We start from the raw sequence: 25,339 nt of genomic DNA, 5'->3' as shown, positions 1-25,339 counted from the left end.
TTTTACTCCTCCTTGGAATTCTCGTTCTCATCTGAGAGATAGGTTTCTACAATATATTTCGGGCGTTCCTTGGTTTCCAGATACACCTTTCCGATGTACTGCCCGATCACGCCGATCGCCAGAAGCTGTAACCCGCCGATCGCCCAGATCGACACGATCAGCGAAGTCCAGCCGGTAGTAGTGGCTCCCATAAAGTGCCGCACTACAGAATAGATCAGCATGCCGATACTCACCAGAAAGATCAGCATGCCCAGACGGGTAATCAAAGTAATAGGCTTGGTGGAAAGGGACGTGATCCCTTCCCACGCAAAGGAGAGCATCTTTTTCAAAGGATACTTGGACGTACCGGCAAAGCGTTCCTTGCGGGCATAGTACACCTTATCGCTGGGGTAGCCGATCAGCGGCACCACACCGCGGAGGAACATATTCACTTCCTTGAACGACTCCAGCCCGTCCAGTGCCCGCCGGCTCATCAGCCGATAGTCAGCATGGTTGAACACCAGATCTGCTCCCATGTGCTTCATCACTTTATAAAAGCCCTCCGCGGTACACTTTTTGAACAGGGTATCCGTCTTTCGGGCACTGCGGACACCGTAGACGATGTCGTTTCCAGCTTCATACTTTGCAATCATCTGATCGATCGCATCAATATCGTCCTGTAAATCCGCGTCCAGCGAAATGGTCATGTCGCAGTGTTCTTTCACCGTCATCAGCCCTGCCAGCAGAGCGTTCTGGTGTCCGCGGTTGCGGGAAAGGGAAATTCCCTGATAGATCGGATTTTCCGCGTGAAACTTCTGGATCAGTTCCCATGTCCGGTCTTTGGAGCCGTCATTCACAAACACGATCCGGCTCTTTTCCGTTATTTTTCCGGCAGTCATCAGCGACTGCATTTTTTCCAGCAGCTGCCTTGCGGTTTCCGGCAGCACTTCTTCCTCATTATAGCAAGGAATGACCAAGTATAGCGTATCCGTTTTGTGTACCTCCCTGCGTGATTCAGCATTTCTTAATTGTATCATATTTTCGGCAAAATGTCAAACAAAAAAGCACTCCGGAGAAGTTTCCCCGAAGTGCCCTTTTTCTATGGGCAATACCGCACAAAGATTGTGCGACAGATGCGTCGTCAAATTTTTCGTCAGATGAAACAAAAAGCGGAGTGAATACTGGATGTATTCACGAGCATTTTTGTGAAATATGACGGGAAATTTGCAAGCAGATGGCGTGCAAAGTCGCCAGACGCTCTTTGTGCGGTATTGCCCTATGGATAAAATGATTTTACAATCCGAAATATGCTGCGATCACAGCTGCTTCTGCATCTGCCAGCCGCTGTAGGTTGGTATCACTGAGCAGCCAGTTGGTCGCCCGCAAATTGGTGTGGTAACTGTGCTCCAGCAAGATCGCCGGTGTTCCCACAGAAGTTGCCCCGCGGAGCACTCCGTAGTAGTCGCCGTTGTTGCCCACACGCTTCCAGATCGTACCGCCCTGTGCAGTGCCCATTACCTGATGCACGGTATTTGCCAGCTGCTGTCCCAGCACGTCCATGGTGCCGGTCACGGTACAGCATGCCAGCGGAGCATCTATGGAACTGTTGCCGCAGGCGTTGCTGTGCAGGCTCAGGAACAGGTCACAGCCTGCGGAGGTTTTTCCGCGGGTTTCCAGTCCCAGATCCCCTGCCTGTGTCGGTCTGGTGGTAATGACTTCCATGCCTCTGGCTTCCAGAGCCGATTTCAGCTTCAGATGCAGCCGCCAGCTCATATCAGACTCATAATAAGCTCCGTTTACCGGACTGCGGTTATACTTGCCGTAGTGTCCTGCGTCCAGACAAATCTTGATTTTTTTCTGTGTACCGTCGGCATTGAACCGATACTTCTTGCCGTCAATGACTTTTTCGCCGGTCACCATTGTGCCGTCTGCGTTGAAATAGTATTTCTGACTGCCGAAAGTCTGCCAGCCGGTTTTCATGACACCGTCTGTGCCGAAGTAGTACTTCTTGCCGCCGACATTCTGGAAACCGGTCTGCATGGAACCGTCTGTGGCAAAGTAGTATTTTTTGCCGTCTACCGTCTGTATGCCGGTCTGTGCGATACCATCGTTTCCAAGATAATAGTTCTTGCCGCTGATATTCTGCATGCCAGTCTGCATGGTGTAGCTGTCATTGAAGTAATAGCGGCTGCCATGATCCTCCACCCAGCCGGACACCGGAGCACCGTTCTGGTCGTAATACGATATCGTATTATCGGAGAACTTGCAAAATCCCAGCTTCTGGGTACCAGTTTCGCTGTCGCTTTGATAGCGTACCCCGTCTACGGTGAATTCTCCGGTTGCTTTTCCGGAATCCGCACTGACATAGTAGCGGTAATCGCCGTAGCTGACCCAGCCGCTGTCCGGCTTTCCGGTTTCCGGATCGTAGTATCGCCGCACACCGTCTACCGTCCGCCAGCCGGTTTTCTGTGCCCCGCTGTAGTCGAACAAATACGCTGTGCCGTCGATCTGCTGGGCACCGACTGCTGCCTCATAAGTCACGCTGTCGTAGTAGTGCCATGTTTCGTCGATTTTCTGCCAGCCGGTCAGCTGTGTACCGCTGGAATCGAACAAGTACAGCACGCCGTCCACTGCGGTGGCATGTACGGCAAACGAACCGTCGCTGTACTGATACTTCCGGCAGCCGTCCTCTATGACCCAGCCGCCGGTAATTTCCGGTGTTTCCGTCTGTGGCTGGAACTCCGGACCAGTTGCCGTTGCCACCACTGCCGAAGCGGTTTCTGCGGTTTGCAGAGCCTCCGGCGAAGCCGTTTCTGCCGAAGCTGTCACACCGCCGAACAACAGCATGCCGCCTGCCGCAGCACCCATTGCCAACAGGGACAGCCATTTGGGATAATGCATTTTCAAACCTCTTTTCTAAATTGGAAAAACACTTTAAGGATAATAATTATCCAGACATTCCCAGAGAGAATTTCAAAAAGAGCTCCCTCTTTTTATCGATTTCAAACCGATATTTTATATTATACACGAATTCGGCACAATTGTCAAGGGGTTTCTTGTGATTTTCACAAAAAGCTTTCCTATGTGGTCATGCTTTTTAGCTCTTCCGCATATAGTAGCCACAAACAAAAACATCATTTGGAAAGAGCTTGGACAGCAACGAACAAAGCTTGGGAAACACTGCATAAAGCCCGCCTGACGGCTTTGCACGCAATCTGCTTGCAGATTTTCCGTCATATTGCCCAGAAATCCCTTGCCATACATCAAGTATGCCTGCGGAATTTCTGTGCAATCTGCCGAAAAATCTGGCTACGCATCTTACGCACAAGCTTTATGCAGTGTTTTCCTTGTATGATGTTGTCCTTGCAAAAGAAAGAAGGCATAACATGAACGGTCTGACAACCAAAACCGCACGGGAACGGCTGAAACAGGACGGCGAAAACGAACTGGCGGCGGCAGCGAAACGCCGTCCCCTACGCATGTTTCTCGGGCAGTTCCGAGATGTGATGGTATTGATTCTGCTGGCAGCCACAGGCATTTCTGCGTTTCTGGGGGAGATCACCGATGCGGTCACCATTATCCTCATTGTCCTGCTCAACGCGATTCTGGGCTTTTTGCAGGAATACCGCACCGAGCAGACGCTGGAATCTCTCCGCAATCTGACGGCTCCCACCGCCACGGCGTGTCGGGACGGCAAGTGGCAGACCATTCCGGCACGGGAACTGGTCTGCGGTGACTTGGTGCGGCTGGAAGCCGGCGACAATGTTCCGGCGGACAGTACACTGATACAGGCGGCGGGGCTGGCGGTGAATGAGTCCATTCTCACCGGCGAATCCGAAGCAGTTTCCAAACAGGCAGGCGACCCTGCCGACACCCGAAACGACCTGCATAAGCACAACATCGTCTACGCCGGCACGGCAATTCTGCGGGGCAGTGCCGAAGCAGTGGTCATTGCCACCGGCACACGCACCCAAATGGGACAGATCTCCACCATGCTGCAAGAGGTCCGGCAGGAAATGACACCGCTTCAGAAACGCCTTGCCGGACTGGGAAAAGTCGTGGCTCTGCTGTGCCTTGGCGTATGCGGAGCCGTGTTCCTTGCCGGTGTGCTGCGGGGCGAGCCGGTTTTTGACATGCTCATGACCGGCATCACCATTGCCATTGCCGCCATTCCGGAGGGGCTGCCTGCCACCGTCACCATTGCCCTTGCTCTGGCAGTCAGCCGCATGATGAAACACGGGGCACTGGTGAACCGGCTGCACAGTGTGGAAACGCTGGGCTGTGCCAGTGTGATCTGCTCCGACAAGACCGGAACGATCACCGAGAACCGCATGACTGTCACTGCCATTGTTGCCGGCGGCGAACGCTTTTCTGTCACGGGGACTGGTCTGCAAAAAGCCGGTGCCATTCAGCTGGACGGCAGCAACGTCAATCCTCTCTCCAAGCCGGCACTGCGGGAACTGCTCACCTGCGGCAGCCTTTGCAGCACCGCAGAGATCCACAGCCCGCAGGAAAAGCAATCCCGCAACCGCGGCAGCCGCACGGAAAAGGGCACATGGTCTGCCACCGGTGACCCCACGGAAACGGCATTGCTGATCGCCGCGGAAAAAGGCGGCATTTCCAGAAAAGCCCTGCTCCGCACGCACCCTGTCCAGCACATGGAGCCGTTTGACAGTGAAACCCGCCGCATGGCGGTAACGGTGACAGACGGAGCCGGCACCTGCACCTATTGGAAAGGGGCTGCTGATGTCATTTTGCCCCTGTGCGGATTCCAGATGCAGGACGGCAAAAGCGTTCCCCTTTCGGAGGGTGCACGAGCCGCTGTCCGCAAACAGGTCGCCGCCATGTCAGACGAAGCCCTGCGGGTGCTGGCGTTCGCCAAACAGGAAGGCAGTGCCTGCATCTTTCTGGGGCTTGCCGGCATGCTGGATCCGCCCAGAGAGTCCGCACGCACGGCGATCCGCACCTGTGCCAGGGCGAATATCCGCACCGTCATGATTACCGGCGACCACAAGAACACTGCCGCTGCCATTGCCAGACAGGCAGGACTGCTCCGCGGAAAAAAAGCCATGACCGGAGCCGAACTGGATACCCTGACTGATGCCCAGCTGGACCGGTGCATTGACCAGTATTCCGTCTTTGCCCGTGTCAATCCGGCACACAAGCTGCGGTTGGTTCGGGCTTACAAGCGGCGTGGAGAGATCGTTGCCATGACCGGCGACGGCGTCAACGATGCACCGGCGATCAAGGAAGCCGATGTCGGCGTGGCAATGGGCAAAAGCGGCACCGATGTGGCACGGCAGGCAGCAGACGTGGTGCTGACCGATGACAATCTGGCAACGCTGGTAGACGCAGTGGAACAGGGACGATGCGTCTACGCCAATATCCGAAAATTCGTCCGGTATCTGCTGTCCTGCAACATCGGCGAAGTGCTGACCATGTTTCTGGGAATCCTCATGGGCATGCCGGTGGTGCTGCTGCCCACCCAGCTGCTGCTGGTGAATCTGGTAACTGACGGGCTGCCGGCGATTGCTCTGGGGCTGGAGCCGCCGGAGCCGGAAGCCATGCAGAAGCCGCCCCGCAGGCCTGACGAAAGCTTCTTCTCTGACGGGCTTATGGGACGTATTTTCTTCCGCGGCATGCTCATCGGTATCTGCACACTGGGAGCATTTTCCGCTGTTGTCCGCACCGGCGGCACACTGGAAGCCGCACGGACAGCGGCATTGTGCACCCTGATCCTGTCCCAGCTGGTACATGTTTTCGAGTGCAAATCCGAACGGCGTACCCTGTTCTCCATGCCCTACGGCAACAATCTGTGGCTGGTGGGAGCCGTACTGGTTTCTGTGGCAGTGCTGGCGGCGGCAGTTGCCGTGCCCATGCTCCGCGTGATCTTCTCCACAGTCATGCTGACCCGTCCGCAATGGTACATCGCCCTGGGCTTCTCCCTGACTGTGCCTCTGTGCAGTTCCATTGCCGGATTGTTCCGGCGGAAAAAACGGGACTGACGATTGCCATACAAAAAAACGGCGTATCCGAAATTGTACTCGGATACGCCGTTTTGTATAATGGGAAAATTCAAAATGTCATTTGTTCAGGGAAACACTGAATAAAGCTTGTGCGTAAGATGCATAGTCAGATTTTTCGGCAGATTGCATAGAAATTCCGCAGGCAGACTGTATGTCTGGCAAGGGATTTCTGGGCAATATGACGGAAAATCTGCAAGCAGATTGCGTGCAAAGCCGTCAGGTGGGCTTTATGCAGTGTTTCCTTAGTGTTTCCTTTATGCCTGAACCGGAGTGCCGGAAATTGCCTTTTCAGCAACTTCCACTTCAGATTCCTGTTCCTTCCTGGCACGCTTACGGAAGCCCGCCAGCAGCAGTCCGGCGAATACCACAGCGATCACTGCCAGAACCACACAGTCGGTGGTGATGTCCAGACCGGACGCGATACCGCTGCGGAAGCCGTGAACGGTATAGGTGAACGGCATGAACGGATTTAGTACCTGATAGAACTTATCGGACAGTTCCAGCGGATAGGTACCTGCACAGCCGCTCAGCTGGAGTACCATGAATACCAGCAGGATAAAGTCGCCGATAATGTCGAGGAAGAAGTTGACGCAGTATTCCAGTGTCAGGAATGCGATAGAAGCAAGGCATGCAATGATCAGTGTCTTGCCCATGTATTCCGGCTGGAAGCCGTTGAACCACGACAAGCACAGGATCATCAGTACTGCCTGCAGCAGTCCCATTGCCCACAGCTTTGCCAGCGTGAGAAGCCATGCCTTTCCTGCCTTGCGGTTACCGATCTTCTGATGATACGGCGACAGCATAACGCAGAATGCCAGACCGGATACCCACAGACCAACGGACATCATATATGCTGCCATAGCATTGCCGTTTGTGGGAACGGCGGTTTCATAGGTTTCGTTGGTCATCACCGGAGCCGAGAACATGTCATAGGTCTTGTCGGTGGTGTCGATACTGTTGACTTCGTCCGCACCGTCCGCCAGAGAGGTCTGGAGTGTCACAGCACCGTTGGACAGCTGCACCAGACCGTCACCCAGTTCCACAGAACCGTCTGCCAGCTTGGAAGCACCGTCCTGAATCTGTCCGGCACCGTCCGTCAGCTGCGAAGCACCGTTATTCAGTGTCGCATTATTGGCTGCCAGTTCTGCTGTACCGTCGGACAGCTGAGCCGCACCGCTTTGCAGCTGTGAAACCGCATCGGTCAGTGTCGGCACGCTGTTTGCCAGCGTCTTGGCACCGTCATCCAGCGAAGAAGCACCGCCTACCAGTGCACCAGCGTTGGAGTCCAGTGTCTGTAAGCCGTCTGTCAGACTGGATACGCCGCCGGTATACTGAGATACGCCGGCTTCCAGTGTACTGCTGCCGTTTGCCAGCTGATCCAGACCAGCTTCCAGAGTCTGAGAGCCGGGGATCAGCTGGGCATTCACTGCGGACTGTACAGACTGCAAGCCGCCGGACAAGGTGGAAATCGCCTGCTGTGCTCCCGGCAGTGCCTGATCTGCACCAGTTGCCAATGCACTGACGCTGGTTTTCAGCTGATCCATTGCGGCGGCAGAACTGCTGAGATCTGTACCCTGCAATGTCTGGGACAAGCCAGTCACCTGTGTGCCGATGTTCGAAACATCGGTTGCCAGTGCGGTCATCGGCTCTGAGAAGCAGCTCAGAAGCTGCTGCTGAGAAGCGGCATCCAAAGACTGGAACACCTCTGTCTGGGTCATTGTGGTCAATGCCGACTGCAAGCTTTGCAGCTGTGCACCGGCATCCTGAGCACTGGTACCGATCGCAGTCAGGCTTGCGGTCAGTGCCTGTGTCAGTGCACTGGTATCCGGCATCGAAGTGTTTTGCAGCGTGGTGTTCAGGGTGTCAATGCCCTGCTGCAACTGTGTCAGTCCGGCACTCAGCTGTTCCATCTGCTGGAGGTTCTCCGCAGAAAGGCTGCTGCCCAGACTGTCAGACAAAGTCTGCAAACCAGCAGTCATCTGTGCACTGCCGGCTTGCAGCTGTGCAGCACCGCTGGTCAGAGAAGCTGCACCATTTTGCAGCTGGCTGCTGTTGCCGGACAAGGTCTGGGCACCGCTGTAAGCGGCAGCCACGCCGTCCGTATAGCTGTTGACACCGCTGGACAACGTGCCGGAACCGTCAGACAATGCCACTGCACCGTCTGCCAGTGTGCCGGCACCGCTTGCCAGCTGATCCATGCCGTCAGACAAAGTCTGGGCACCGCTGTTGACAGTTGCCACACCGTCGGTGTAGGTTTGCAGACCGCTTTGCAGGGTCTTTGCACCGTCTACAAATGTCAGCGTACTGTCAGACAAAAGCTTCAGATTGTCGGTAATGGTGGTGTTGCCGTCCTGTAGATCGGAAACACCGTCCTTGATTTGCAGTGCACCATCTGCCGCATCACTCATGCCGTCGCCTACGGTTCCCATCTGATCGAAGATCGTTTCGGTGTACTCCTTGGTCACACTTTCGGAAACTTCCTTCTGGATCTTTGCCAGAGCCGTTTCGCTCATCTTGCTGGCGATGTAGTTGGTGCCGGGATTGGTGGCATATTGCAGTTCCATTTTCTTCGGCTCATCGTCCATGAGGGTGGAAGCATTTTCAGAGAAGTCTGACGGAATGGTAATCACCATATAATATGTGCCGTCTGCAATGCCCTTTTCCGCCTTGTCTGCACTGACGAAGTGAAAATCCAGCTGGTCATTTTCTTTCAGCTTATCCACCAGTTCATCTCCGACGGCAAGGGTCTTTCCCTCATAGTCTACCGATTTGTCGTTGTTGACGACTGCCACCGGCAGCTGGTCCACGTTGCCGTACGGATCCCACATGGAGCCCAGAAACAGCGTGGTGTAAATGGTCGGGATCAGCATAATTGCCGCCATAGCGATACCATTGAAATGCCGCCAGAAAAAGTTCTGCTTTTTTCCGGAATCGCTCGATCGCATAAATACCTACTTCCTTTCTATTGTGAAACAAAGACTGCTTTCCCCGAATGCACAGTTTTGCTTCTCTGCGAGTGACGAAACACAGCTGTCTACAAAAAAGTTTTTGTCTACAAATAGAAAACTGTTGACTTTTCGTCCTGTATCTATTATAATATAAGGGAAGATAATTTGCAACCGTTGATTTTGCAAATTTCGCCTAGTAATAGACATCGTGTCTATTATATGCCATGACAGCCCCGAATGTCATGACAAGGAAAACGATAAAAAGCATCTATGTTAGATAAAGGAAGATGTATCATGACAAATAATATCAAACAGGAACGGCGGTACCGCCGCACAGAAGCTCTGATCCTGAACGGACTGACTACCCTGCTCCAGCAGAAAAGCATCAAGGAAATCACAGTGCGGGAACTGGCAGATCTGGTGGACATCAACCGCTCTACCTTTTATCTCCACTATACCGACATTTACGACCTGCTGGAAAAGACAGAGCAGCGGCTGTTGCAGCAGCTGCTGGACGCAGTAAACCAAAACTGGACCTTGCCGGAAACGCCGAAAAACTTTTTCGCGTTTCTGGAACAGGCTTTCACCATTCTCTCGGAAAACGCACAGCTTTGTTCTGCCCTGATCGGACCGAACGGTGACATTGCCTTTTTGCGGAACATTGAAAAGATGATTCGGGAAAAGGGCGTACAGACACTGCGGTCATTCGCCCCCAAAGAACTTCGGGAACAGGATCTGCAATATGCCATTTCCTTCGCCCTCGCCGGCTGCATGGGACTGATCGAACACTGGCTGAAAAACGGATGTCCGGAAACACCGACCCACATGGCAGAACTGACACTGGTGCTCCTGCGGGAGGGAACAACTTCTATTGGCGTGCCGGAACTGGCACCGCATGTCCTGCATTGAGCAGTTGAAACAAAACCGAAACTGACTGTCACATTCCAATAAAAAGCCGCCGCCGTGCATGAAAAATTGCACAGCGGCGGCTTTTCTATTTCTATAGTATCATGATGTATGTTCGTTCTTCTGCCGCTTCTCCGGTCTGGGGATATGTGCGGCTGCCGGTTTCCGAAAAGTGCATGCCAATGCGTTGCATCACCCGTTCCGAGGCGGCGTTCCGTGCATCGCAGCAAGCAACCAATGTGCGATAGGGCAACTTTTCCCGACACCACTCCACCACAGCTTTCGCGGCTTCTGTCGCATAGCCCTTTCCGTGTGCATCTGCACGAAACAGCCAGCCCAGCATGCCCTGTTCCGGTGTCATGTACTCCAATGTGACCGTGCCGAGCAGTTCCGCTTTTCGCAGCACTGCAAATTCATACGTCTGTGGGAAAAGACTGTTCCATGCTTGGGCAGCGTTCTGCAAAAACGTGTGCAGTTCTGCTTCCTGCTCCAACGGGTAGAACAGCATATACTTCGTCAGTTCGCCGTCCGCAGCAAATGTGCGGAATGCTGCAAAATCTGTCGGAGCCAACGGACGCAGCAGCAGACGTTCGGTTTGTAGTATTGTCATGAGGTTTCTCCTATTTAAAGGTAGGCCGACATGGCAACCAGAAATACCGCGTCCATGCTGTACCAGCCATTTTCGTATCGAAATACGATAAATTCCTCTTTTTCTGTCTGTTTGCCTTCGTCAGACTGATAGCGAACCTTCAGGTCAAACTGCACTGCCTTTTTGATCTCCAGATCTGCATCTTCTTCCAGATCAAAGTCAAAATAGTCGGAAAAATCGTCCCGATCCAATTTTTCCTGATCGGTAATGCTGACTTTGATGTCGTCATAGCCGCTGTAGTACTTGTCCAGATACGCCTGCACTTCCTTGAGCAGTTCCCGTTTGGTCAGGTCTTTTTCGTCCATGACTTCTTTCAGGTAGTCTTTCGGGACGGTGTCCAGCAGCTTCTTGGCATCACACTTTTCAATTGCCTGATAGTACTCCTTGACTACCTGTTTCGGTCCGCCGGTGCACAGGGAACCGATCAGCACCAACGCCAGCACAATGACGATCAGCACACAGATCACGGCAATGCCCAGCCCTTTTCTGGTGAGCTTTTGTGAGCCGGCAGTGAACGAAGCCCCACCATTTTCTGACGGGTTCACCTGCTGCTGTTTTGCCCCGCAAAACGGACAGAACAAGTCCCCTCCCTCAATCTTTTTCCCGCAGTTCTGACAAAACATTACGATCACTCCTTTTCGTTTTTCCGATCCTCTGCAACCATACGCCGCAATTCCGCAAAGGCAGCGTCCTCTCCCTGCTCCGCCAGCAGAGTCAGCAGCCGCATCAGTTCCCGTTCTGTGTTGGCGTGCAGCAGTCCCCGCTTGCGGGAAGTGGATTTCTGAAAATACGCCAGCGGACAGGTCTGGTCATAGGCATCTTTCATGTAGATCTTGCTGGCGGCAACTCTGTCACAGAACATCTCCGCCAGAAACCGCACCGGCATTTCCACCGGTTCCACTTGCTTGGTTCTGGGGTTATAGTCCGACCAGTACTCGAAATGGTGACGGTTCCGCCCCTTGTGGTGCATCCATGCCAGCGAATAGCCCAACGCCTCTCGTTCGGCTTCGTTGGGACTGCGTTTGCCGTCCTGATAGTACCGGACACCCTGCCAGAATTCTGTCGGGCTGTACTTGGACAAATCATGCCGCAGCCCCTGCCAGAAAATCCCCGCCCGCCGGCAGTGCCGCATGACAGTATGCCGATGTCGGGTAATGGTACAGAAATGCCCCCAAAAAGAATGCCAGCCCATGGGAAAAACCTCCTGTTGCAGATGATACTTTTAGTATAGCTTTTTTTTGGGGAAAAGTCAAGGCAGCCCTGGCTCAAAGCTTGCACGTAAATTTTAGGAAACACTGAATAAAACTTGCAAGCAGATTGCGTGCAAAGCCGTCAGACGCTCTTTGTGCGGTATTGCCTTATAGTTCAATTCCAAAAAAATTTCTCCCCGCCCTTGACTTTTCCGAAAAATCTGGTACATTCCATAGATGCGGAAGGGAAATCACAAGGAGGGATTTCCATGAAAGAAAAAATCTGTATCGGAATCGGTGCTGCCGGCGGGCTGTTGGCTGCGGCTCTCGGCGGCTGGGACTTGGGCTTACAAGTGCTTCTGGGCTTTATGGCGGCAGACCTCGGAACAGGGCTGCTTACTGCCGGCGTATTCCACAATTCCCCGCACACCAAAGATGGCAGGCTGGACAGCCGCTGCTGTTTTCAGGGCATGTGCCGCAAGGCAGAAATGCTGGTGTTTGTCGGGGCGGCAAACGCGGCGGACTTACTGCTGGACAGTCACTTCCTGCGAAGTGCAGTCATCATTGGCTTCTGTGCCAGCGAAGCCCTCTCGCTTACGGAAAACGCCGGACGTATGGGCATTCCCCTGCCGGCAGCGTGGAAAAATGCTGTCAGTCTGCTAAGCCGCAAGGCACAGCCGGACAGCCCGTCGGAACAGGAGTGATCGCTATGCAGATACAAAACGCCTACCTCACCCACAACCGCCCCAAAACACGCCGAAGCCGTACCACTGCCATTGCCGTGCACTGGGTCGCAAATCCCAACAGCACCGCCATGGCAAACCGGAACTACTTTAACACCACCAGCCGTGCCGTTTCCAGCAACTATATTATCGGGCTGCAGGGGGAAATCCTGTGCTGCATTCCCGATGAGGAAACCAGCTGGTGCACAAATGAAGCAAATTCCTATACAGTCAGTGTGGAGTGCTGCCATCCGGACTGGACAGGCTGCTTCACGGGAAAAACCTACACCAGTCTGGTGAAACTGACTGCCCGGCTGTGCCAGAAATATCATCTGGATCCGCAGAACGGCGGGGTGATACGACACTACGACGTGACACGAAAGATCTGTCCAAAATGGTTTGTTCCTGCCAGCCGCGGCGGGTCGGATACCAACGATGAGCGGCATTGGAAACAATTTCTGCATGACGTTGCCCAGCAGATGCAACGCGGCAGTACTGCCATTCCCACACCGGCAGCAGAGCCGGACAGCTATCGGGTCCGCGTGACTGTCGATGCCCTGCGGATCCGTAAGGGAGCTGGTACCAGCTATGCGATCACCGGCTGCATTCGGGACAAGGGTGTCTATACTATTATAAAGACCTGCGGTAACTGGGGCAAGCTGAAATCCGGTGCCGGCTGGATCTGTCTGGGATACTGCCGGAAGCTTTGATTGCAGATCCTGCCGAACAACAAAAAGCCTGTCGGGGAGCAATTCTCCCTGACAGGCTTTTGCAATATTCTCTACCTTTTTACCAGAGTGTTCCGTTTACTTTTTCAGATCCATGAGCATGGCGTTCAGTGCACTCAAGAATGCAGAGATCGAAGAGTTGATGATGTCCGAATGCACGCCAACGCCCCAATAGGTCTTGCCGTTCTTCTCCAGTCCCACATAAGCCACTGCCTTGGAATTGGAGCAAACCTCCAGTGCATGTTCTGTGTAGGTGGTGAGAGAGAAGTCCATATTCAGGTGTGCCTTTACCGCATTGGAAACTGCGTCCAGACGACCGTTTCCGTCACCGTGTACTGTTTCTGTGCTGCCCTTATAGGAAATGGTTGCCTCGGTGCCAATGGCATTTTCACCCTTCTGCACGAAGTGGACTTCCGGAATGGAAACCGGTGTTTCCACGTTGACATAGTGCTTGGTGAAGATGTCCAGTACTTCTTCCGGCAGCAGTTCCTTGTGGGCGTGGTCGGAAACACCCTTGACCAGATAGCCGAAAGATTCCCGCATCTTCTGCGGAATGTGGTAGCCGTACTTGGTTTCCATGAGGTAGCTGACACCGCCCTTGCCGGACTGACTGTTGATACGGATCACGTCTGCCTCGTAGACACGGCCCACATCTTCCGGATTGATGGGCAGATACGGCACGTTCCAGTGCTTGCAGTCGTGTTCCTCTCTCCAGTGCATGCCCTTGGCAATTGCGTCCTGATGAGAACCGCTGAATGCGGCAAATACCAGCTGACCGCTGTACGGCGAACGCTCATAAACGTGCATTCTGGTGACACGCTCGTAAACCTCTACGATCTCCGGCATGTTGGAGAAGTCCAGTTCCGGATCCACGCCCTGCGAATACATGTTCAGAGCCAGTGTGACAATGTCCACGTTACCGGTACGCTCACCGTTGCCGAACAAGGTGCCCTCGATACGGTCGCCGCCGGCAAGCAACCCCAGTTCGCTGTCTGCCACAGCACAGCCGCGGTCGTTGTGGGGGTGCAGGGAGATGATGACATTTTCCCGACGGTACAGGTTGTCGCTCATGTATTCGACCTGATTAGCATAAACATGCGGCATGGAGTGGGAAACCGTAACCGGCAGGTTAATGATGACCGGATCTTCCGGTGTCGGTTCCCAGATTTTCAATACGGCGTTGCAGATCTCCAGAGCGAATTCCGGTTCGGTGCCGGTAAAGCTTTCCGGAGAATACTCAAACCGAAAGTGTCCCTCGGTCTTTGCCCGATATTCCTTGCAGAGATTTGCCCCCAGTTCCGCCAGCTTGATGATGTCTTCCTTGCTCTTTTTGAACACCTGTTCCCGCTGTGCCACGGAAGTGGAATTATAGAGGTGCACAATGGCATGTTTTGCACCCTTCAGGGCTTCAAATGTCTTGGCAATAATGTGTTCCCGTGCCTGTGTCAATACCTGAATGGTGACATCGTCCGGAATCATATTGTTTTCGATCAGAGTACGGCAGAATTCGTATTCGGTTTCAGAAGCAGCCGGAAAGCCGATCTCGATCTCCTTGAAGCCGATCTTTACCAGATAGCGGAAGAATTCCAGCTTTTCGTCCAGACTCATAGGCGTGATTAAAGCCTGATTGCCGTCACGCAGATCGACGCTGCACCAGATCGGTGCCTTTTCGATCATTGTCTTTTGTGCCCAACGCATAGGCGGGTTCTTTACCGGAAAAAACTGCGGTGCATACTGTTCTACGTTTTTCATAAGATACATTCCTTTCCTGTTGTGTGTAGGTGATCTACCCTGTCATGTGATCTGCGGCGATCTGCTCTGTCTACAAAAAAAGCCCCTTCCATACAGATATTTTCATCTGTACAAAAGAGACGAAGATCCATTTTTCTCCGTGGTACCACTCTTTTTGACGCAGCGTGTGCGTCCACTCATCACATCTGACAATGTGTACTCTGCTAACGGAGAGTATCCGGCACAGCCTACTGATACGGGACAATGCCCGTCTGTTCCGCCTGCGGCTCGGGGACCAGTTATCCTGAACGCCCTGCTGTCGGCTCACACCAGCCGCCGACTCTCTGCGATGCAGAATGCGTTCTCTTTTCTTCCCGTCAAAGCCTTTTTCATGATACACCAGCAATCCCATTGCTGTGAATATCTTCAGTATAGCAGTTTTCGCCTTGTTTGTCAAGCATTTTTGCGAAAATTCTTTGGATTTCACGAAAGACGCTGAATATTTCTGTTTTACAGTGCTGTATATTGAACAAATTGTATCCAAAATGTAAAAACAAAAGACAGACACTTGCATTTGCGAAAACATAGTGCTATACTAGACACATACGAACAGCAATGGCGGTGAATATCGCCGTCCGGCGGCGGAGTCGTAAAGTCTTTCGGAAAGGGAGTATCCTCACATGTACAGTGACATGATGTGCCGGCTGGCAGCACGAGTGATGATCGTGGAACTAGACGCTCGAGTCATTTTGACCCGAAGCGGAATTTGTGCTGTACAGACCGTGGTTCCAAAGACAAATGCGAACGGCTGTTTTTCCGCCGCAACGCTTGCATGAAGATTGGAAGCTTTCGGTATGACAGCCGAAGGCTTTTTTTATAAGACACCGCAAAATGTCTCGCTGTACAGCCGCCTGCGTGCCTGTACTTCTTTCATAGAAAGCGTGCCGCATCTGCCGGCATATCGCTTCGGGTCTATACCAATCGTATTTTTGCTAACAGAATCAGCAATTCTTCTCAAATATCGGAGCTTTTGCCCAAACGGAAAAGTTTCCCAGTAAAAAGGTGAAAAACAAATGAAATTGAAAGGTGCACAAATCATCGTAGAAACCCTGATCGAACAGGGTGCTTCTACGGTATTCGGCTATCCGGGCGGACAGGTCATCGACATCTACGATGCCCTCTATCTGGCACAGGACCGGATCCATCACATCATCACAGCCCATGAACAGGGTGCCGCACATGCAGCAGACGGTTATGCACGTGCCACCGGCAAGGTCGGCGTTGTCATCGCCACCTCCGGTCCGGGTGCCACCAATCTGGTCACCGGTATCGCCACTGCATATCTGGACTCTGTGCCGCTGGTAGCGATCACCGGCAACGTGCCGAACTCTCTGATCGGACGGGACAGCTTTCAGGAAGTGGACATCACCGGCGTGACCATGCCGATCACCAAGCACAACTTCCTGGTAAAGCGTGTGGAAGATCTGGCAGATACCATTCGGGAGGCATTCCGCATTGCCAAGTCCGGCAGACCGGGACCGGTTCTGGTGGACGTTCCCAAGGACGTACAGAACGCCCTGTATGAGTACACTGCACAGAAGCCGGTGGAAAAAGATCCGGTTCCGGCAGTCAACGACAGCGAGATCGAAAAAGCAATCGAAATGATTCTGGCTGCCGAAAAGCCGTACATCTACATCGGCGGCGGTGCAATTACCGACGATGCCGGTGCGGAAGTTCTGGCTCTGGCAGAAAAGATCGACGCACCGATCGGCTGCACCATGATGGGCATTTCCGCAGTGCCGTCCTCCAATCCCCGCTGGCTGGGCATGGAGGGTATGCATGGACACTATGCCTCCTCCATTGCACAGAATGAAGCAGACCTGATCATCACAGCAGGCTGCCGCTTCAGCGACAGAGGCACCGGCAACACTGCAAAGTATGCCAGAAATGCCAAGATCATTCACATGGACATCGATGCTTCTGAGCTCTGCAAGAACATTCCGGTAGAACTGGGCATGACCGGTTCCATGAAGGATATCCTGCAAAAGCTGGCGGAAAAACTGCCGCAGCAGACCCACGCCGACTGGATGGCACGTGTGGCTGAATTACAGGAAAAGACCAGAGAACTGGAAGCACAGAATCCGGACGAACTGACACCGTTCACTGCCATCGATGCACTGGCAGAAGCGGCAGACAAGGAAACGATCGTTGCCACAGACGTTGGACAGCATCAGATGTGGGTGGCTCAGCACTATCCGTTTGAAACACCCCGCACCTTTATTTCCAGCGGCGGTCTGGGCACCATGGGCTTTGGTCTGGGTGCTGCGATCGGTGCCGCAACTGCAACCGGCAAAAAGACCATTCTGGTCACCGGCGACGGCAGCTTCGGCATGAACCTGAACGAACTGGCTACCGCAGTCACCAACCAGACACCGGTCGTTGTATTCATCATGAACAACGGTGTGCTGGGCATGGTTCGGCAGTGGCAGACCCTGTTCTTCGACAAGCACTATTCCAACACCACGCTGGAACGCAAGACCGACTTCGTCAAGCTGGCAGAAGCATTCGGCATGCCAGGCTATCGTGCCATGAATATGGCAGAACTGAAAGAAGTCCTGCCCAAGGCGTTTGCCGAAAAGGGACCGGTTCTGGTAGATTGTGCGATCGACTGTGACGCATTCGTTCTTCCCATGCTGCCGCCGGGCGGCTGCATCGATGATATTATCGTCGATATTTCTGCAATGTAAAGGGGTGTGTCATCATGGATCAAATCGAACGCTTTGTTATTTCCGTCCTCGTTGCAAACCATTCCGGTGTGCTGTCCCGCGTTTCGGGCATGTTCACCAGACGAGGCTTTAATATTGATACCCTGACAGTCGGAGAAACCGAATCACCGGAATTCTCCCGCATCACCATTTCCACCCACTGCGACCGCGGCATCTGTAACCAGATCGTCAAGCAGCTGGAAAAGATGTATGATGTCAAGACCGTCAAGGTCATGAAACAGGATCAGACAGTGGTCCGCGAGCTGCTGCTCATCAAGATCAACAATGTGGCAGACAAGCGTCAGGATATTATGTCTGTGGTCGATGTCTTCCGTGCGAAGATCACCGACTATTCTCCGGAGGCACTGGTCATCGAAATTCGCGGCGAGTCCTCTAAGATCAACGCTTTTATTGAGCTGCTGGAACCCTACGGCATCATGGAAATGTGCCGCACCGGTCTGGTCGCTCTTGAAAGAGGCGGCTCATGCCTGAAAGATGCGTGAGCAGTCGTATATAAATGGATCAGCAGACTGCACGGATGCTCCGGCGGTACTGCGTCGGAAATGAAAAATCGTTTCCGAAACCCAAATTTATTCAAAGGAGTCTTTCACAATGGATCATGTTGCAAAGGTATTTTATCAGGAAGACTGTGACCTGTCGCTGCTGTATGGCAAGACTATCGCTGTTATCGGCTACGGCAGTCAGGGTCACGCACACGCACTGAATGCCAAGGAATCTCTGGGCGATAAGGCCAGAGTAATCATCGGTCTGTACAAGGGCAGCAAGTCCTGGGCAAAGGCTGAGGCACAGGGCTTCGAAGTATTCACCGCAGCAGAAGCTGCAAAGCAGGCTGACATCATCATGATTCTGATCAATGATGAAAAGCAGGCAGCAATGTACAAGAAGGACATTGCACCGAATCTGGAACCGGGCAATATGCTGATGTTCGCTCACGGTTTCGCAATCCACTTCGGTCAGATCATCCCGCCGGCAGATGTTGACGTTACCATGATCGCTCCGAAGGGACCGGGACACACCGTTCGTTCGGAATATCTGGCAGGCAAGGGCGTTCCGTGCCTCGTTGCTGTACAGCAGGACGCAACCGGCAAGGCTCAGGATCTGGCACTGGCTTATGGTCTGGCTATCGGCGGTGCAAGAGCCGGCGTTCTGGAAACCACATTCCGTACCGAAACAGAAACCGACCTGTTCGGTGAACAGGCTGTTCTGTGCGGCGGCGTTTGTGCCCTGATGCAGGCTGGTTTCGAAACTCTGTGCGAAGCTGGTTATGACCCGAGAAACGCTTACTTCGAATGCATTCACGAGATGAAGCTGATCGTAGACCTGATCTACCAGAGCGGTTTCGCAGGCATGCGTTACTCCATCTCCAACACTGCGGAATACGGCGACTACATCACCGGTCCGAAGCTGATTACCGAGGAAACCAAGAAGACCATGAAGCAGATCCTGAAGAACATTCAGGACGGTTCCTTCGCAAAGGAATTCCTGCTGGATATGAGCGAAGCAGGCGGTCAGGCACACTTCCGTGCTATGCGTAAGCTGGCTGCTGAGCATCCGTCTGAAAAGGTCGGCGAAGAGATCCGTAAGCTGTACAGCTGGAACGGCGAAGACAAGCTGATCAACAACTAATCAGCACATTTGCTACAGCAATCCCCCATTTCTGAATCGATGGGATACGCAGGGATAAAACCATAACGCAGAAACTGCTTTCCTGACGCAATATCAGGAAAGCAGTTTTTGGATACACAGCAAATCCATTGTGACACACGGAAAAGTATTTTTCCGAAACTATATGAGGTGAAAAAAATGAACGGTAATTTTTACTGTGAGGGTGTCGATAAGGCACCCCAGCGTTCCCTGTTCCACGCACTGGGAATGACCAAGGAAGAAATGGAACGTCCGCTGGTCGGCATCGTTTCTTCTTATAATGAGATCGTACCGGGACACATGAACATCGACAAAATCGTGGAAGCTGTCAAGCTGGGCGTTGCCATGGCTGGCGGTACACCGGTAGTATTTCCGGCAATTGCAGTCTGTGACGGTATCGCCATGGGACACAAGGGCATGAAATATTCTCTGGTGACCCGTGACCTGATTGCCGACTCCACCGAGTGCATGGCTCTGGCACATCACTTTGATGCACTGGTCATGATCCCGAACTGTGACAAGAATGTCCCCGGTCTGCTGATGGCTGCTGCAAGAGTGAACGTGCCGACTGTCTTTGTCAGCGGCGGTCCGATGCTTGCCGGTCACGTCAAGGGCAAGAAAACCAGTCTGTCCAGCATGTTTGAAGCTGTCGGCTCTTACGCTGCCGGCAAGTTCACTCTGGAGGACGTGGAAGAATTCGAGAACAACGCCTGCCCCACCTGCGGTTCCTGCTCCGGCATGTACACCGCAAACTCTATGAACTGCCTGACTGAAGTGCTGGGCATGGGGCTCAAAGGCAACGGCACCATTCCGGCAGTATATTCTGAACGTATCAAGCTGGCAAAACAGGCTGGTATGGCAGTTATGGATATGTACCGGAAGAATATCCGTCCCCGCGACATCATGACCGCAGACGCTTTTGAAAACGCACTGACCGCAGATATGGCACTGGGCTGTTCCACCAACAGCATGCTGCACCTGCCGGCAATTGCCAACGAATGCGGCATCAAGATCGATCTGGACATGGTCAACCAGATCAGTGCACGCACCCCGAACATCTGCCACCTTGCTCCGGCAGGTCACGCATACATGGAAGACCTGAACGAAGCCGGCGGCATCTATGCCGTTCTGAACGAACTGACCAAGAAGAATCTGCTCCACACCGATGTGATGACTGTCACCGGCAAGACCATGGCAGAGAACATCAAGGGATGTATCAACAAGAACACCGACATCATTCGCCCGATCGATCAGCCGTACAGCGAAACCGGCGGTATTGCTGTACTCAAGGGCAATCTGGCTCCGGATCGCTGCGTTGTAAAGCGGAGTGCCGTTGCAAAGGAAATGCTGGTACACAAGGGACCGGCAAAGGTATTCAACAGCGAAGAAGAAGCTATTGCAGCGATCACCGGCGGCAAGATTGTCAAGGGTGATGTCGTTGTGATCCGGTACGAGGGACCTGCAGGCGGTCCGGGCATGCGGGAAATGCTCTCCCCGACTTCTGCAATCGCCGGCATGGGACTGGACAAGGACGTTGCCCTCATCACAGACGGCCGCTTCTCCGGTGCGACCCGCGGTGCAGCGATCGGTCACGTTTCTCCGGAAGCAGTCAACGGCGGTACCATTGCCTATGTACAGGACGGCGACATCATCTCCATTGACATTCCGAACCACAGCATTCAGCTGGAAGTTTCCGACGAGGAACTGGCAGAACGGAAAAAGACCACCAAGATTCTGGTCAAGGAAAACCTCACCGGCTATCTGAAGCGGTATTCCAAGATGGTTTCCTCTGCGGATCAGGGTGCGATCATCAACCGCATGGATTAAGAACCTATCTTCACAAGAAGCAATAAACAAAGGAGGAACTCACCCTATGGGTATGACAATGACACAAAAGATCCTTGCTGCACACGCCGGCTTGGATTCTGTCGAAGCCGGTCAGCTGATCCTGGTCAATCTGGATCGGGTACTGGGCAACGACATCACTTCCCCCGTTGCAATTCGGGAATTCAACAAGCTGAACAAGGACAACGTTTTCGATAAGGACAAGGTGACCATGGTCATGGATCACTTTGCCCCGAACAAGGACATCAAGGCTGCCACACAGTGTAAAATGTGCCGCGATTTCTGCGGCGAAAAGGAGATCACCCACTTCTATGACGTTGGTCAAATGGGTATCGAACATGCCCTGCTGCCGGAAAAAGGACTGGTCGTTTCCGGTGACGTTGTCATCGGTGCGGACTCTCACACCTGCACATACGGTGCACTGGGTGCATTTTCTACCGGTGTCGGCTCTACCGATATGGCATGCGGCATGGCGATCGGCAAGGCTTGGTTCAAGGTGCCGTCTGCTATCAAGTTTGTTCTCAAGGGCAAGCTGAACCCGTACATCTCCGGCAAGGACGTGATCCTGCACATCATTGGCAAGATCGGCGTAGACGGTGCTCTGTACCGCTCTATGGAATTCACTGGCGAGGGCGTGGCTTCTCTGTCCATGAGCGACCGTCTGACCATGACCAACATGGCAATCGAAGCCGGTGCCAAGAACGGTATCTTCGTGGTTGACGATCAGACACTGGCATTCGTGGCAGAGCACAGCGACCGCAAGCCGGTTGTCTATAAGGCTGACGAAGATGCCGTTTACGATGAAGTTATCGAAATCGACCTGTCCGAGATCAAGTCCACCGTGGCATTCCCGCACCTGCCGGGCAACACCCGCACCATTGACGAAGTGGGCGAGGTGAAGATCGATCAGGTTGTCATTGGCTCCTGCACCAACGGTTTCTACAAGGACATCGAAGAAGCTGCTTCCATTATCCGCGGCAAAAAGGTGGCAAAGAACGTCCGTGCCATTATCATTCCGGCAACACAGGCAATTTACCTGAAGGCTATGGAAAACGGTCTGCTGAAGGACTTCATCGAGGCTGGCTGCGTAGTATCTACCCCGACCTGCGGCCCGTGTCTGGGCGGACACATGGGCATTCTGGCTGCCGGCGAACGTGCAGTTTCCACCACAAACCGGAACTTCGTAGGCAGAATGGGTCACCCGGAATCTGAAGTATATCTGGCAAGTCCGGCAGTTGCAGCAGCAAGTGCCATTGCCGGCAAGATCGTTTCCCCGAAGGAGGTACTGTAATCATGCAACTGAACGGAACTGTCATCAAATACGGCGACAACGTGGACACGGACGTCATCATTCCGGCACGTTATCTGAATACCATTGACAAGAAGGAACTGGCTTCTCACTGCATGGAAGATCTGGATACCACCTTCACCAGCCGCGTGAAGCCGGGCGACATCATGGTCGGCGGCGAAAACTTCGGCTGCGGTTCTTCCCGTGAGCATGCCCCGATCGCAATCAAGGAAAGCGGCATTGCCCTGGTCATTGCCAAGAGCTTCGCCAGAATTTTCTACCGGAACTCTATCAACATCGGTCTGGCGATCGTGGAGTGTCCGGAGGCTGTGGACGCTATCAGCGAGGGCGACACTGTGGAAGCAGATCTGGACAACGGCATCATTCGCGATGTCACCACCGGCAAGGAATTCCATGTGGCACCGTTTCCGGAATTTATCCAGACCATTATCGCAAACGGCGGTCTGATCGAGTCGATCAAAAAGGGTGCTGTGAAGTAAGCGGTTCTCTGAAACCCTATGATATACAAAAAGCTGCTGTACCATTTGTTTGGTACAACAGCTTTTTTGTTGTCTGAAAACTGGAATTTGACGCTCTATTAATGCTATTAAACCCAATCAATAGCATTCTTTACAAGTTTGACAAATGGTTCACAGGTCAGATTTTGGGTAGTGTGTGCAGGAACGATACAGCAGATTTTTCCCTTGCCATAGGTGTGAATCCATACAGCAGGCTGAACGCCGTTCTTTGAAACGGTTTCTGCAAGAATCGTTGTATCAGCATTCGGAATCATTTTCATTACATAATGTTCGTCAAAATCAGGGAATGTGAATTTGCCAATGCCTTCAATAATCGGATGTTCTGCTATCGGTTTTACAGTAAGCGGACATTGTTCGGGATGAGTGATAAAGTTACTTCTTACAACATTTGTGAGGATTGCGTGATTTTCTGTGTAATCAGTAAGTGATGCGTGAAGCATAATCGTTCCCATACCATTCTGAACATCATTCAGAAATTTCTCCGTCCATTTTTCATCACACCAGATTGGAGTAGGAATCTGATCATTTTCAATAGGATCTTTGAAAGACAAAAACAAATCAAACTGCCCGTTGAAATAATCATTTGGCTTCTTTGTGAATGTTACTTCATAATCTGCGTTAAACAGATAGTCCATCATAGGCTTGATGGAATCATCGTGATGCCAGTAATCGTGTACCAAAACAAATACTTTTTTACTCATAAGTTATACGTCCTTTCATCACCATTTTATGGCTACGTTTCTGTGAATTCTCATTTTTTAGATGTGCGTTAAATTCCGATTTACTGCATTTCCATTATACCACACAATTTCAACTTAGTCAATCCGCCGCAAATTTCACCGGCACAGTTGCCCGATATGCGTTCTTCTCATGTGGAAAAACTGGAAGTTTCATTTCTTGTTTAACTTTTCCCATTCGCTTTTGAGAACTGAATAAACTCTTCTTCCCTCAAAATGATCTTTTCTCCAGAAAAAATCACGAAATGTTCCTTCGTATGTAAGTCCGCACTTTTCAATAACTCTGCGTGAAGCTTCATTTACTGTACGACAATCAATCTCAATTCTATGAAAGTTGATTTTTTCAAAACCAAAACGAATAACAGCTTTCGTCATTTCTGTGGCATATCCCTTACCCTGAAATGCAGGACCGATAACATACTCAATCTCACCATGCTGATTGTTGCTGTCAACTAAGAAAAATGCAATTTGTCCTATACACTCACTGGATGCCTTTTCAATAACTGCCCAGCGATAATAATCTTTACAGGAATAAGAAACAATATACTTCGTATCAAATAACTTCTGAACATCATTAGATGTAGGATAATATGGTTCACCATAATCCCATTGTGTCTGTTCATCTGCTATCCAGTTGCGTAGCATAGAATCAATATCAGAATACTCAAAACGACGAAGTATCAGTCTTTCTGTTTCTATTGTTTGTGTTCCGATGTGTGTCAGCATCTCATTTCCTCCGATTATCACTATAAAGTTTCATATAACTTCCGATTTACTGCATTTCCATTATACCGCACAATTCTAACTTAGTCAATCCGCCGTAAATTTCACCGACACAGTTGCCCGCTATGCGTTCTTTTCATGTGGGAAAACTGGAATTTATCAGTCCATTAGTTCAAGTGCTTTCTCAAAAGGAATACATTCTGCATACCGTTTATTCCACATAAATTCATTATAATAATGGTAGCTTTGTTCAGCGGTCATATACTGATTATCAACTGTACTATTAGCATTTGCAGGAACAATCATTTTGAAACCATGCTCAAATCCCGATTTAATCGTTGCATCAATACAATAATCTGTCTGCAATCCCACAATAATAATCGTATTTTCTTCTTTTTGTCTTAAATACTCCAATAGTCCAGTATCTTTAAAAGCACTATTTACGTTCTTGTCAAAAACAAGTTCACCATTAAGTGGTTGAAATCCATCATATATTTCAAAACCATCATTTCCTTTTGTTAATTCATTGCCAATCCCATCGTCATGCCGAACAAAAATAACTTCTATCTTATTATTTCGAGCTGTTCTTATCAGTTCTATAACACGAGATTTGAATAAATCAAATTGGTATAACTTGTCATTTGTAATTGCTTTTTGTGTATCAACTACCAAAAGTATCATCAACGATTCCTCCACAACTTCCGATTTACCGCACCTTCATTATACCACACAGCCCCAACGCAGTCAATCCGCCGCAAATTTCACTGGCACAGTGCCCGCTATGTGTTCTTCTCATGTGGAAAAACTGGAATTTTCAAATTAGTCTTTGCAAATAACCTTTGAATCTTCACCATCAATTACAATTCCCTGACGGTTGTTAATTGGGCATAGATTCAAA

The 25,339-nt window shown here is 51.7% G+C and carries 21 protein-coding genes and 1 pseudogene; 11 read left to right on the top strand and 11 right to left on the bottom strand.

All coding sequences use genetic code 11. The annotated features are described in order from the left end of the window. Window positions 1-2 precede the first annotated feature (2 nt). Window positions 3-1,016, bottom strand: coding sequence for a glycosyltransferase family 2 protein (locus tag DXB92_RS07415; protein ID WP_117733380.1), 1,014 nt, complete (start codon window positions 1,014-1,016; stop codon window positions 3-5). A gap of 256 nt (window positions 1,017-1,272) precedes the next feature. Further along, entirely contained in the window at window positions 1,273-2,880 is a 1,608-nt protein-coding gene (locus DXB92_RS07410) for an N-acetylmuramoyl-L-alanine amidase (RefSeq protein ID WP_117733379.1), read from the bottom strand. 485 nt (window positions 2,881-3,365) lie between these two features. On the opposite strand from DXB92_RS07410, the gene DXB92_RS07405 reads away from it, so the two are divergent. After that, the gene (locus tag DXB92_RS07405) at window positions 3,366-5,984 is read left to right on the top strand and encodes a cation-translocating P-type ATPase (protein ID WP_117733419.1); all 2,619 of its coding nucleotides are present in this window, start codon (window positions 3,366-3,368) and stop codon (window positions 5,982-5,984) included. A 275-nt stretch (window positions 5,985-6,259) separates the two neighbouring features. On the opposite strand, the gene DXB92_RS07400 is transcribed toward DXB92_RS07405, so the two are convergent. Then, window positions 6,260-8,950, bottom strand: a complete 2,691-nt coding sequence (locus tag DXB92_RS07400) for a YhgE/Pip domain-containing protein (protein ID WP_117733378.1) — start codon at window positions 8,948-8,950, stop codon at window positions 6,260-6,262. A gap of 297 nt (window positions 8,951-9,247) precedes the next feature. Between DXB92_RS07400 and DXB92_RS07395 the strand changes: the two genes are divergently transcribed. Then, the gene (locus DXB92_RS07395; protein WP_181976966.1) at window positions 9,248-9,862 is read left to right on the top strand and encodes a TetR/AcrR family transcriptional regulator; all 615 of its coding nucleotides are present in this window, start codon (window positions 9,248-9,250) and stop codon (window positions 9,860-9,862) included. Window positions 9,863-9,953: 91 nt separating this feature from the next. Here the strand turns inward: DXB92_RS07395 and DXB92_RS07390 are convergent, their stop codons facing one another. From DXB92_RS07390 to DXB92_RS07380, 3 genes are read right to left on the bottom strand one after another with little or no spacing between them, the layout of a single operon-like run. Continuing rightward, window positions 9,954-10,469, bottom strand: coding sequence for a GNAT family N-acetyltransferase (locus DXB92_RS07390; RefSeq protein WP_117733376.1), 516 nt, complete (start codon window positions 10,467-10,469; stop codon window positions 9,954-9,956). Window positions 10,470-10,483: 14 nt separating this feature from the next. Continuing rightward, window positions 10,484-11,131 carry a zinc-ribbon domain-containing protein gene (locus DXB92_RS07385; protein WP_040646265.1) on the bottom strand — a complete coding sequence of 216 codons (648 nt, stop codon included), beginning with the start codon at window positions 11,129-11,131 and terminating at the stop codon, window positions 10,484-10,486. A 5-nt stretch (window positions 11,132-11,136) separates the two neighbouring features. Next, window positions 11,137-11,700 (bottom strand): DUF5662 family protein, encoded by a 564-nt coding sequence (locus DXB92_RS07380; protein ID WP_040646267.1) that lies wholly within the window; start codon window positions 11,698-11,700, stop codon window positions 11,137-11,139. A gap of 267 nt (window positions 11,701-11,967) precedes the next feature. Between DXB92_RS07380 and DXB92_RS07375 the strand changes: the two genes are divergently transcribed. After that, entirely contained in the window at window positions 11,968-12,402 is a 435-nt protein-coding gene (locus tag DXB92_RS07375; RefSeq protein ID WP_117733375.1) for a phage holin family protein, read from the top strand. 5 nt (window positions 12,403-12,407) lie between these two features. Then, the gene (locus DXB92_RS07370; RefSeq protein ID WP_117733374.1) at window positions 12,408-13,130 is read left to right on the top strand and encodes an N-acetylmuramoyl-L-alanine amidase; all 723 of its coding nucleotides are present in this window, start codon (window positions 12,408-12,410) and stop codon (window positions 13,128-13,130) included. Between the two features lie 96 nt (window positions 13,131-13,226). Here the strand turns inward: DXB92_RS07370 and DXB92_RS07365 are convergent, their stop codons facing one another. Continuing rightward, window positions 13,227-14,900 (bottom strand): 2-isopropylmalate synthase, encoded by a 1,674-nt coding sequence (locus tag DXB92_RS07365; protein WP_117733373.1) that lies wholly within the window; start codon window positions 14,898-14,900, stop codon window positions 13,227-13,229. A gap of 659 nt (window positions 14,901-15,559) precedes the next feature. On the opposite strand from DXB92_RS07365, the gene DXB92_RS13640 reads away from it, so the two are divergent. From DXB92_RS13640 to leuD, 7 genes are all read left to right on the top strand, one after another. After that, a complete protein-coding gene (locus tag DXB92_RS13640; RefSeq protein WP_021680337.1) occupies window positions 15,560-15,715 on the top strand; it encodes a hypothetical protein in 156 nt (51 codons plus the stop codon). A 237-nt stretch (window positions 15,716-15,952) separates the two neighbouring features. After that, window positions 15,953-17,626, top strand: coding sequence for a biosynthetic-type acetolactate synthase large subunit (gene ilvB / locus DXB92_RS07355; RefSeq protein ID WP_117733372.1), 1,674 nt, complete (start codon window positions 15,953-15,955; stop codon window positions 17,624-17,626). A gap of 14 nt (window positions 17,627-17,640) precedes the next feature. Beyond that, complete coding sequence (gene ilvN, locus DXB92_RS07350) at window positions 17,641-18,147, top strand: acetolactate synthase small subunit (protein ID WP_181976965.1); 507 nt, start codon at window positions 17,641-17,643, stop codon at window positions 18,145-18,147. A 109-nt stretch (window positions 18,148-18,256) separates the two neighbouring features. Beyond that, a complete protein-coding gene (gene ilvC, locus DXB92_RS07345) occupies window positions 18,257-19,291 on the top strand; it encodes a ketol-acid reductoisomerase (RefSeq protein WP_021680341.1) in 1,035 nt (344 codons plus the stop codon). 177 nt (window positions 19,292-19,468) lie between these two features. After that, window positions 19,469-21,136, top strand: coding sequence for a dihydroxy-acid dehydratase (gene ilvD, locus DXB92_RS07340; RefSeq protein WP_117733417.1), 1,668 nt, complete (start codon window positions 19,469-19,471; stop codon window positions 21,134-21,136). 46 nt (window positions 21,137-21,182) lie between these two features. Then, on the top strand, window positions 21,183-22,445 hold the full coding sequence (leuC, locus tag DXB92_RS07335) for a 3-isopropylmalate dehydratase large subunit (protein ID WP_181976964.1): 1,263 nt from the start codon (window positions 21,183-21,185) through the stop codon (window positions 22,443-22,445). Window positions 22,446-22,447: 2 nt separating this feature from the next. After that, window positions 22,448-22,942, top strand: a complete 495-nt coding sequence (gene leuD, locus DXB92_RS07330) for a 3-isopropylmalate dehydratase small subunit (protein ID WP_021680345.1) — start codon at window positions 22,448-22,450, stop codon at window positions 22,940-22,942. A gap of 107 nt (window positions 22,943-23,049) precedes the next feature. On the opposite strand, the gene DXB92_RS07325 is transcribed toward leuD, so the two are convergent. The 4 genes and pseudogenes from DXB92_RS07325 to DXB92_RS07310 all read right to left on the bottom strand — a co-directional run. Further along, a complete protein-coding gene (locus DXB92_RS07325; protein WP_038671412.1) occupies window positions 23,050-23,682 on the bottom strand; it encodes a ThuA domain-containing protein in 633 nt (210 codons plus the stop codon). Between the two features lie 189 nt (window positions 23,683-23,871). Continuing rightward, window positions 23,872-24,444, bottom strand: coding sequence for a GNAT family protein (locus tag DXB92_RS07320; RefSeq protein WP_117733371.1), 573 nt, complete (start codon window positions 24,442-24,444; stop codon window positions 23,872-23,874). A 156-nt stretch (window positions 24,445-24,600) separates the two neighbouring features. After that, window positions 24,601-25,122 (bottom strand): cysteine hydrolase family protein, encoded by a 522-nt coding sequence (locus DXB92_RS07315; RefSeq protein WP_117733370.1) that lies wholly within the window; start codon window positions 25,120-25,122, stop codon window positions 24,601-24,603. A 138-nt stretch (window positions 25,123-25,260) separates the two neighbouring features. Next, a pseudogene (locus DXB92_RS07310) lies at window positions 25,261-25,339 on the bottom strand (peptidase S51); the annotation flags it as partial.

The organism is Ruminococcus sp. OM06-36AC, from assembly GCF_003438725.1.
Taxonomy (GTDB): Bacteria; Bacillota; Clostridia; order Oscillospirales; family Ruminococcaceae; genus Ruminococcus_C; species Ruminococcus_C callidus.
Note: the sequence above shows the minus strand (reverse complement) of the source record. Positions and strands in the feature narration are given on the sequence as shown.

Bases quoted from the DNA above. Each gene is read 5' to 3' on its own strand.
- DXB92_RS07370 (WP_117733374.1), top strand. From the start codon at position 12,408: ATGCAGATACAAAACGCCTACCTCACCCACAACCGCCCCAAAACACGC.
- DXB92_RS07400 (WP_117733378.1), bottom strand. From the start codon at position 8,950: ATGCGATCGAGCGATTCCGGAAAAAAGCAGAACTTTTTCTGGCGGCAT.
- DXB92_RS07325 (WP_038671412.1), bottom strand. From the start codon at position 23,682: ATGAGTAAAAAAGTATTTGTTTTGGTACACGATTACTGGCATCACGAT.
- ilvN (WP_181976965.1), top strand. From the start codon at position 17,641: ATGGATCAAATCGAACGCTTTGTTATTTCCGTCCTCGTTGCAAACCAT.
- DXB92_RS07410 (WP_117733379.1), bottom strand. From the start codon at position 2,880: ATGCATTATCCCAAATGGCTGTCCCTGTTGGCAATGGGTGCTGCGGCA.
- leuD (WP_021680345.1), top strand. From the start codon at position 22,448: ATGCAACTGAACGGAACTGTCATCAAATACGGCGACAACGTGGACACG.
- DXB92_RS07320 (WP_117733371.1), bottom strand. From the start codon at position 24,444: ATGCTGACACACATCGGAACACAAACAATAGAAACAGAAAGACTGATA.
- ilvD (WP_117733417.1), top strand. From the start codon at position 19,469: ATGAACGGTAATTTTTACTGTGAGGGTGTCGATAAGGCACCCCAGCGT.
- DXB92_RS07365 (WP_117733373.1), bottom strand. From the start codon at position 14,900: ATGAAAAACGTAGAACAGTATGCACCGCAGTTTTTTCCGGTAAAGAAC.
- DXB92_RS07380 (WP_040646267.1), bottom strand. From the start codon at position 11,700: ATGGGCTGGCATTCTTTTTGGGGGCATTTCTGTACCATTACCCGACAT.
- ilvC (WP_021680341.1), top strand. From the start codon at position 18,257: ATGGATCATGTTGCAAAGGTATTTTATCAGGAAGACTGTGACCTGTCG.
- DXB92_RS07375 (WP_117733375.1), top strand. From the start codon at position 11,968: ATGAAAGAAAAAATCTGTATCGGAATCGGTGCTGCCGGCGGGCTGTTG.
- DXB92_RS07395 (WP_181976966.1), top strand. From the start codon at position 9,248: ATGACAAATAATATCAAACAGGAACGGCGGTACCGCCGCACAGAAGCT.
- DXB92_RS13640 (WP_021680337.1), top strand. From the start codon at position 15,560: ATGTACAGTGACATGATGTGCCGGCTGGCAGCACGAGTGATGATCGTG.
- ilvB (WP_117733372.1), top strand. From the start codon at position 15,953: ATGAAATTGAAAGGTGCACAAATCATCGTAGAAACCCTGATCGAACAG.
- DXB92_RS07390 (WP_117733376.1), bottom strand. From the start codon at position 10,469: ATGACAATACTACAAACCGAACGTCTGCTGCTGCGTCCGTTGGCTCCG.
- leuC (WP_181976964.1), top strand. From the start codon at position 21,183: ATGGGTATGACAATGACACAAAAGATCCTTGCTGCACACGCCGGCTTG.
- DXB92_RS07315 (WP_117733370.1), bottom strand. From the start codon at position 25,122: ATGATACTTTTGGTAGTTGATACACAAAAAGCAATTACAAATGACAAG.
- DXB92_RS07405 (WP_117733419.1), top strand. From the start codon at position 3,366: ATGAACGGTCTGACAACCAAAACCGCACGGGAACGGCTGAAACAGGAC.
- DXB92_RS07415 (WP_117733380.1), bottom strand. From the start codon at position 1,016: ATGATACAATTAAGAAATGCTGAATCACGCAGGGAGGTACACAAAACG.
- DXB92_RS07385 (WP_040646265.1), bottom strand. From the start codon at position 11,131: ATGTTTTGTCAGAACTGCGGGAAAAAGATTGAGGGAGGGGACTTGTTC.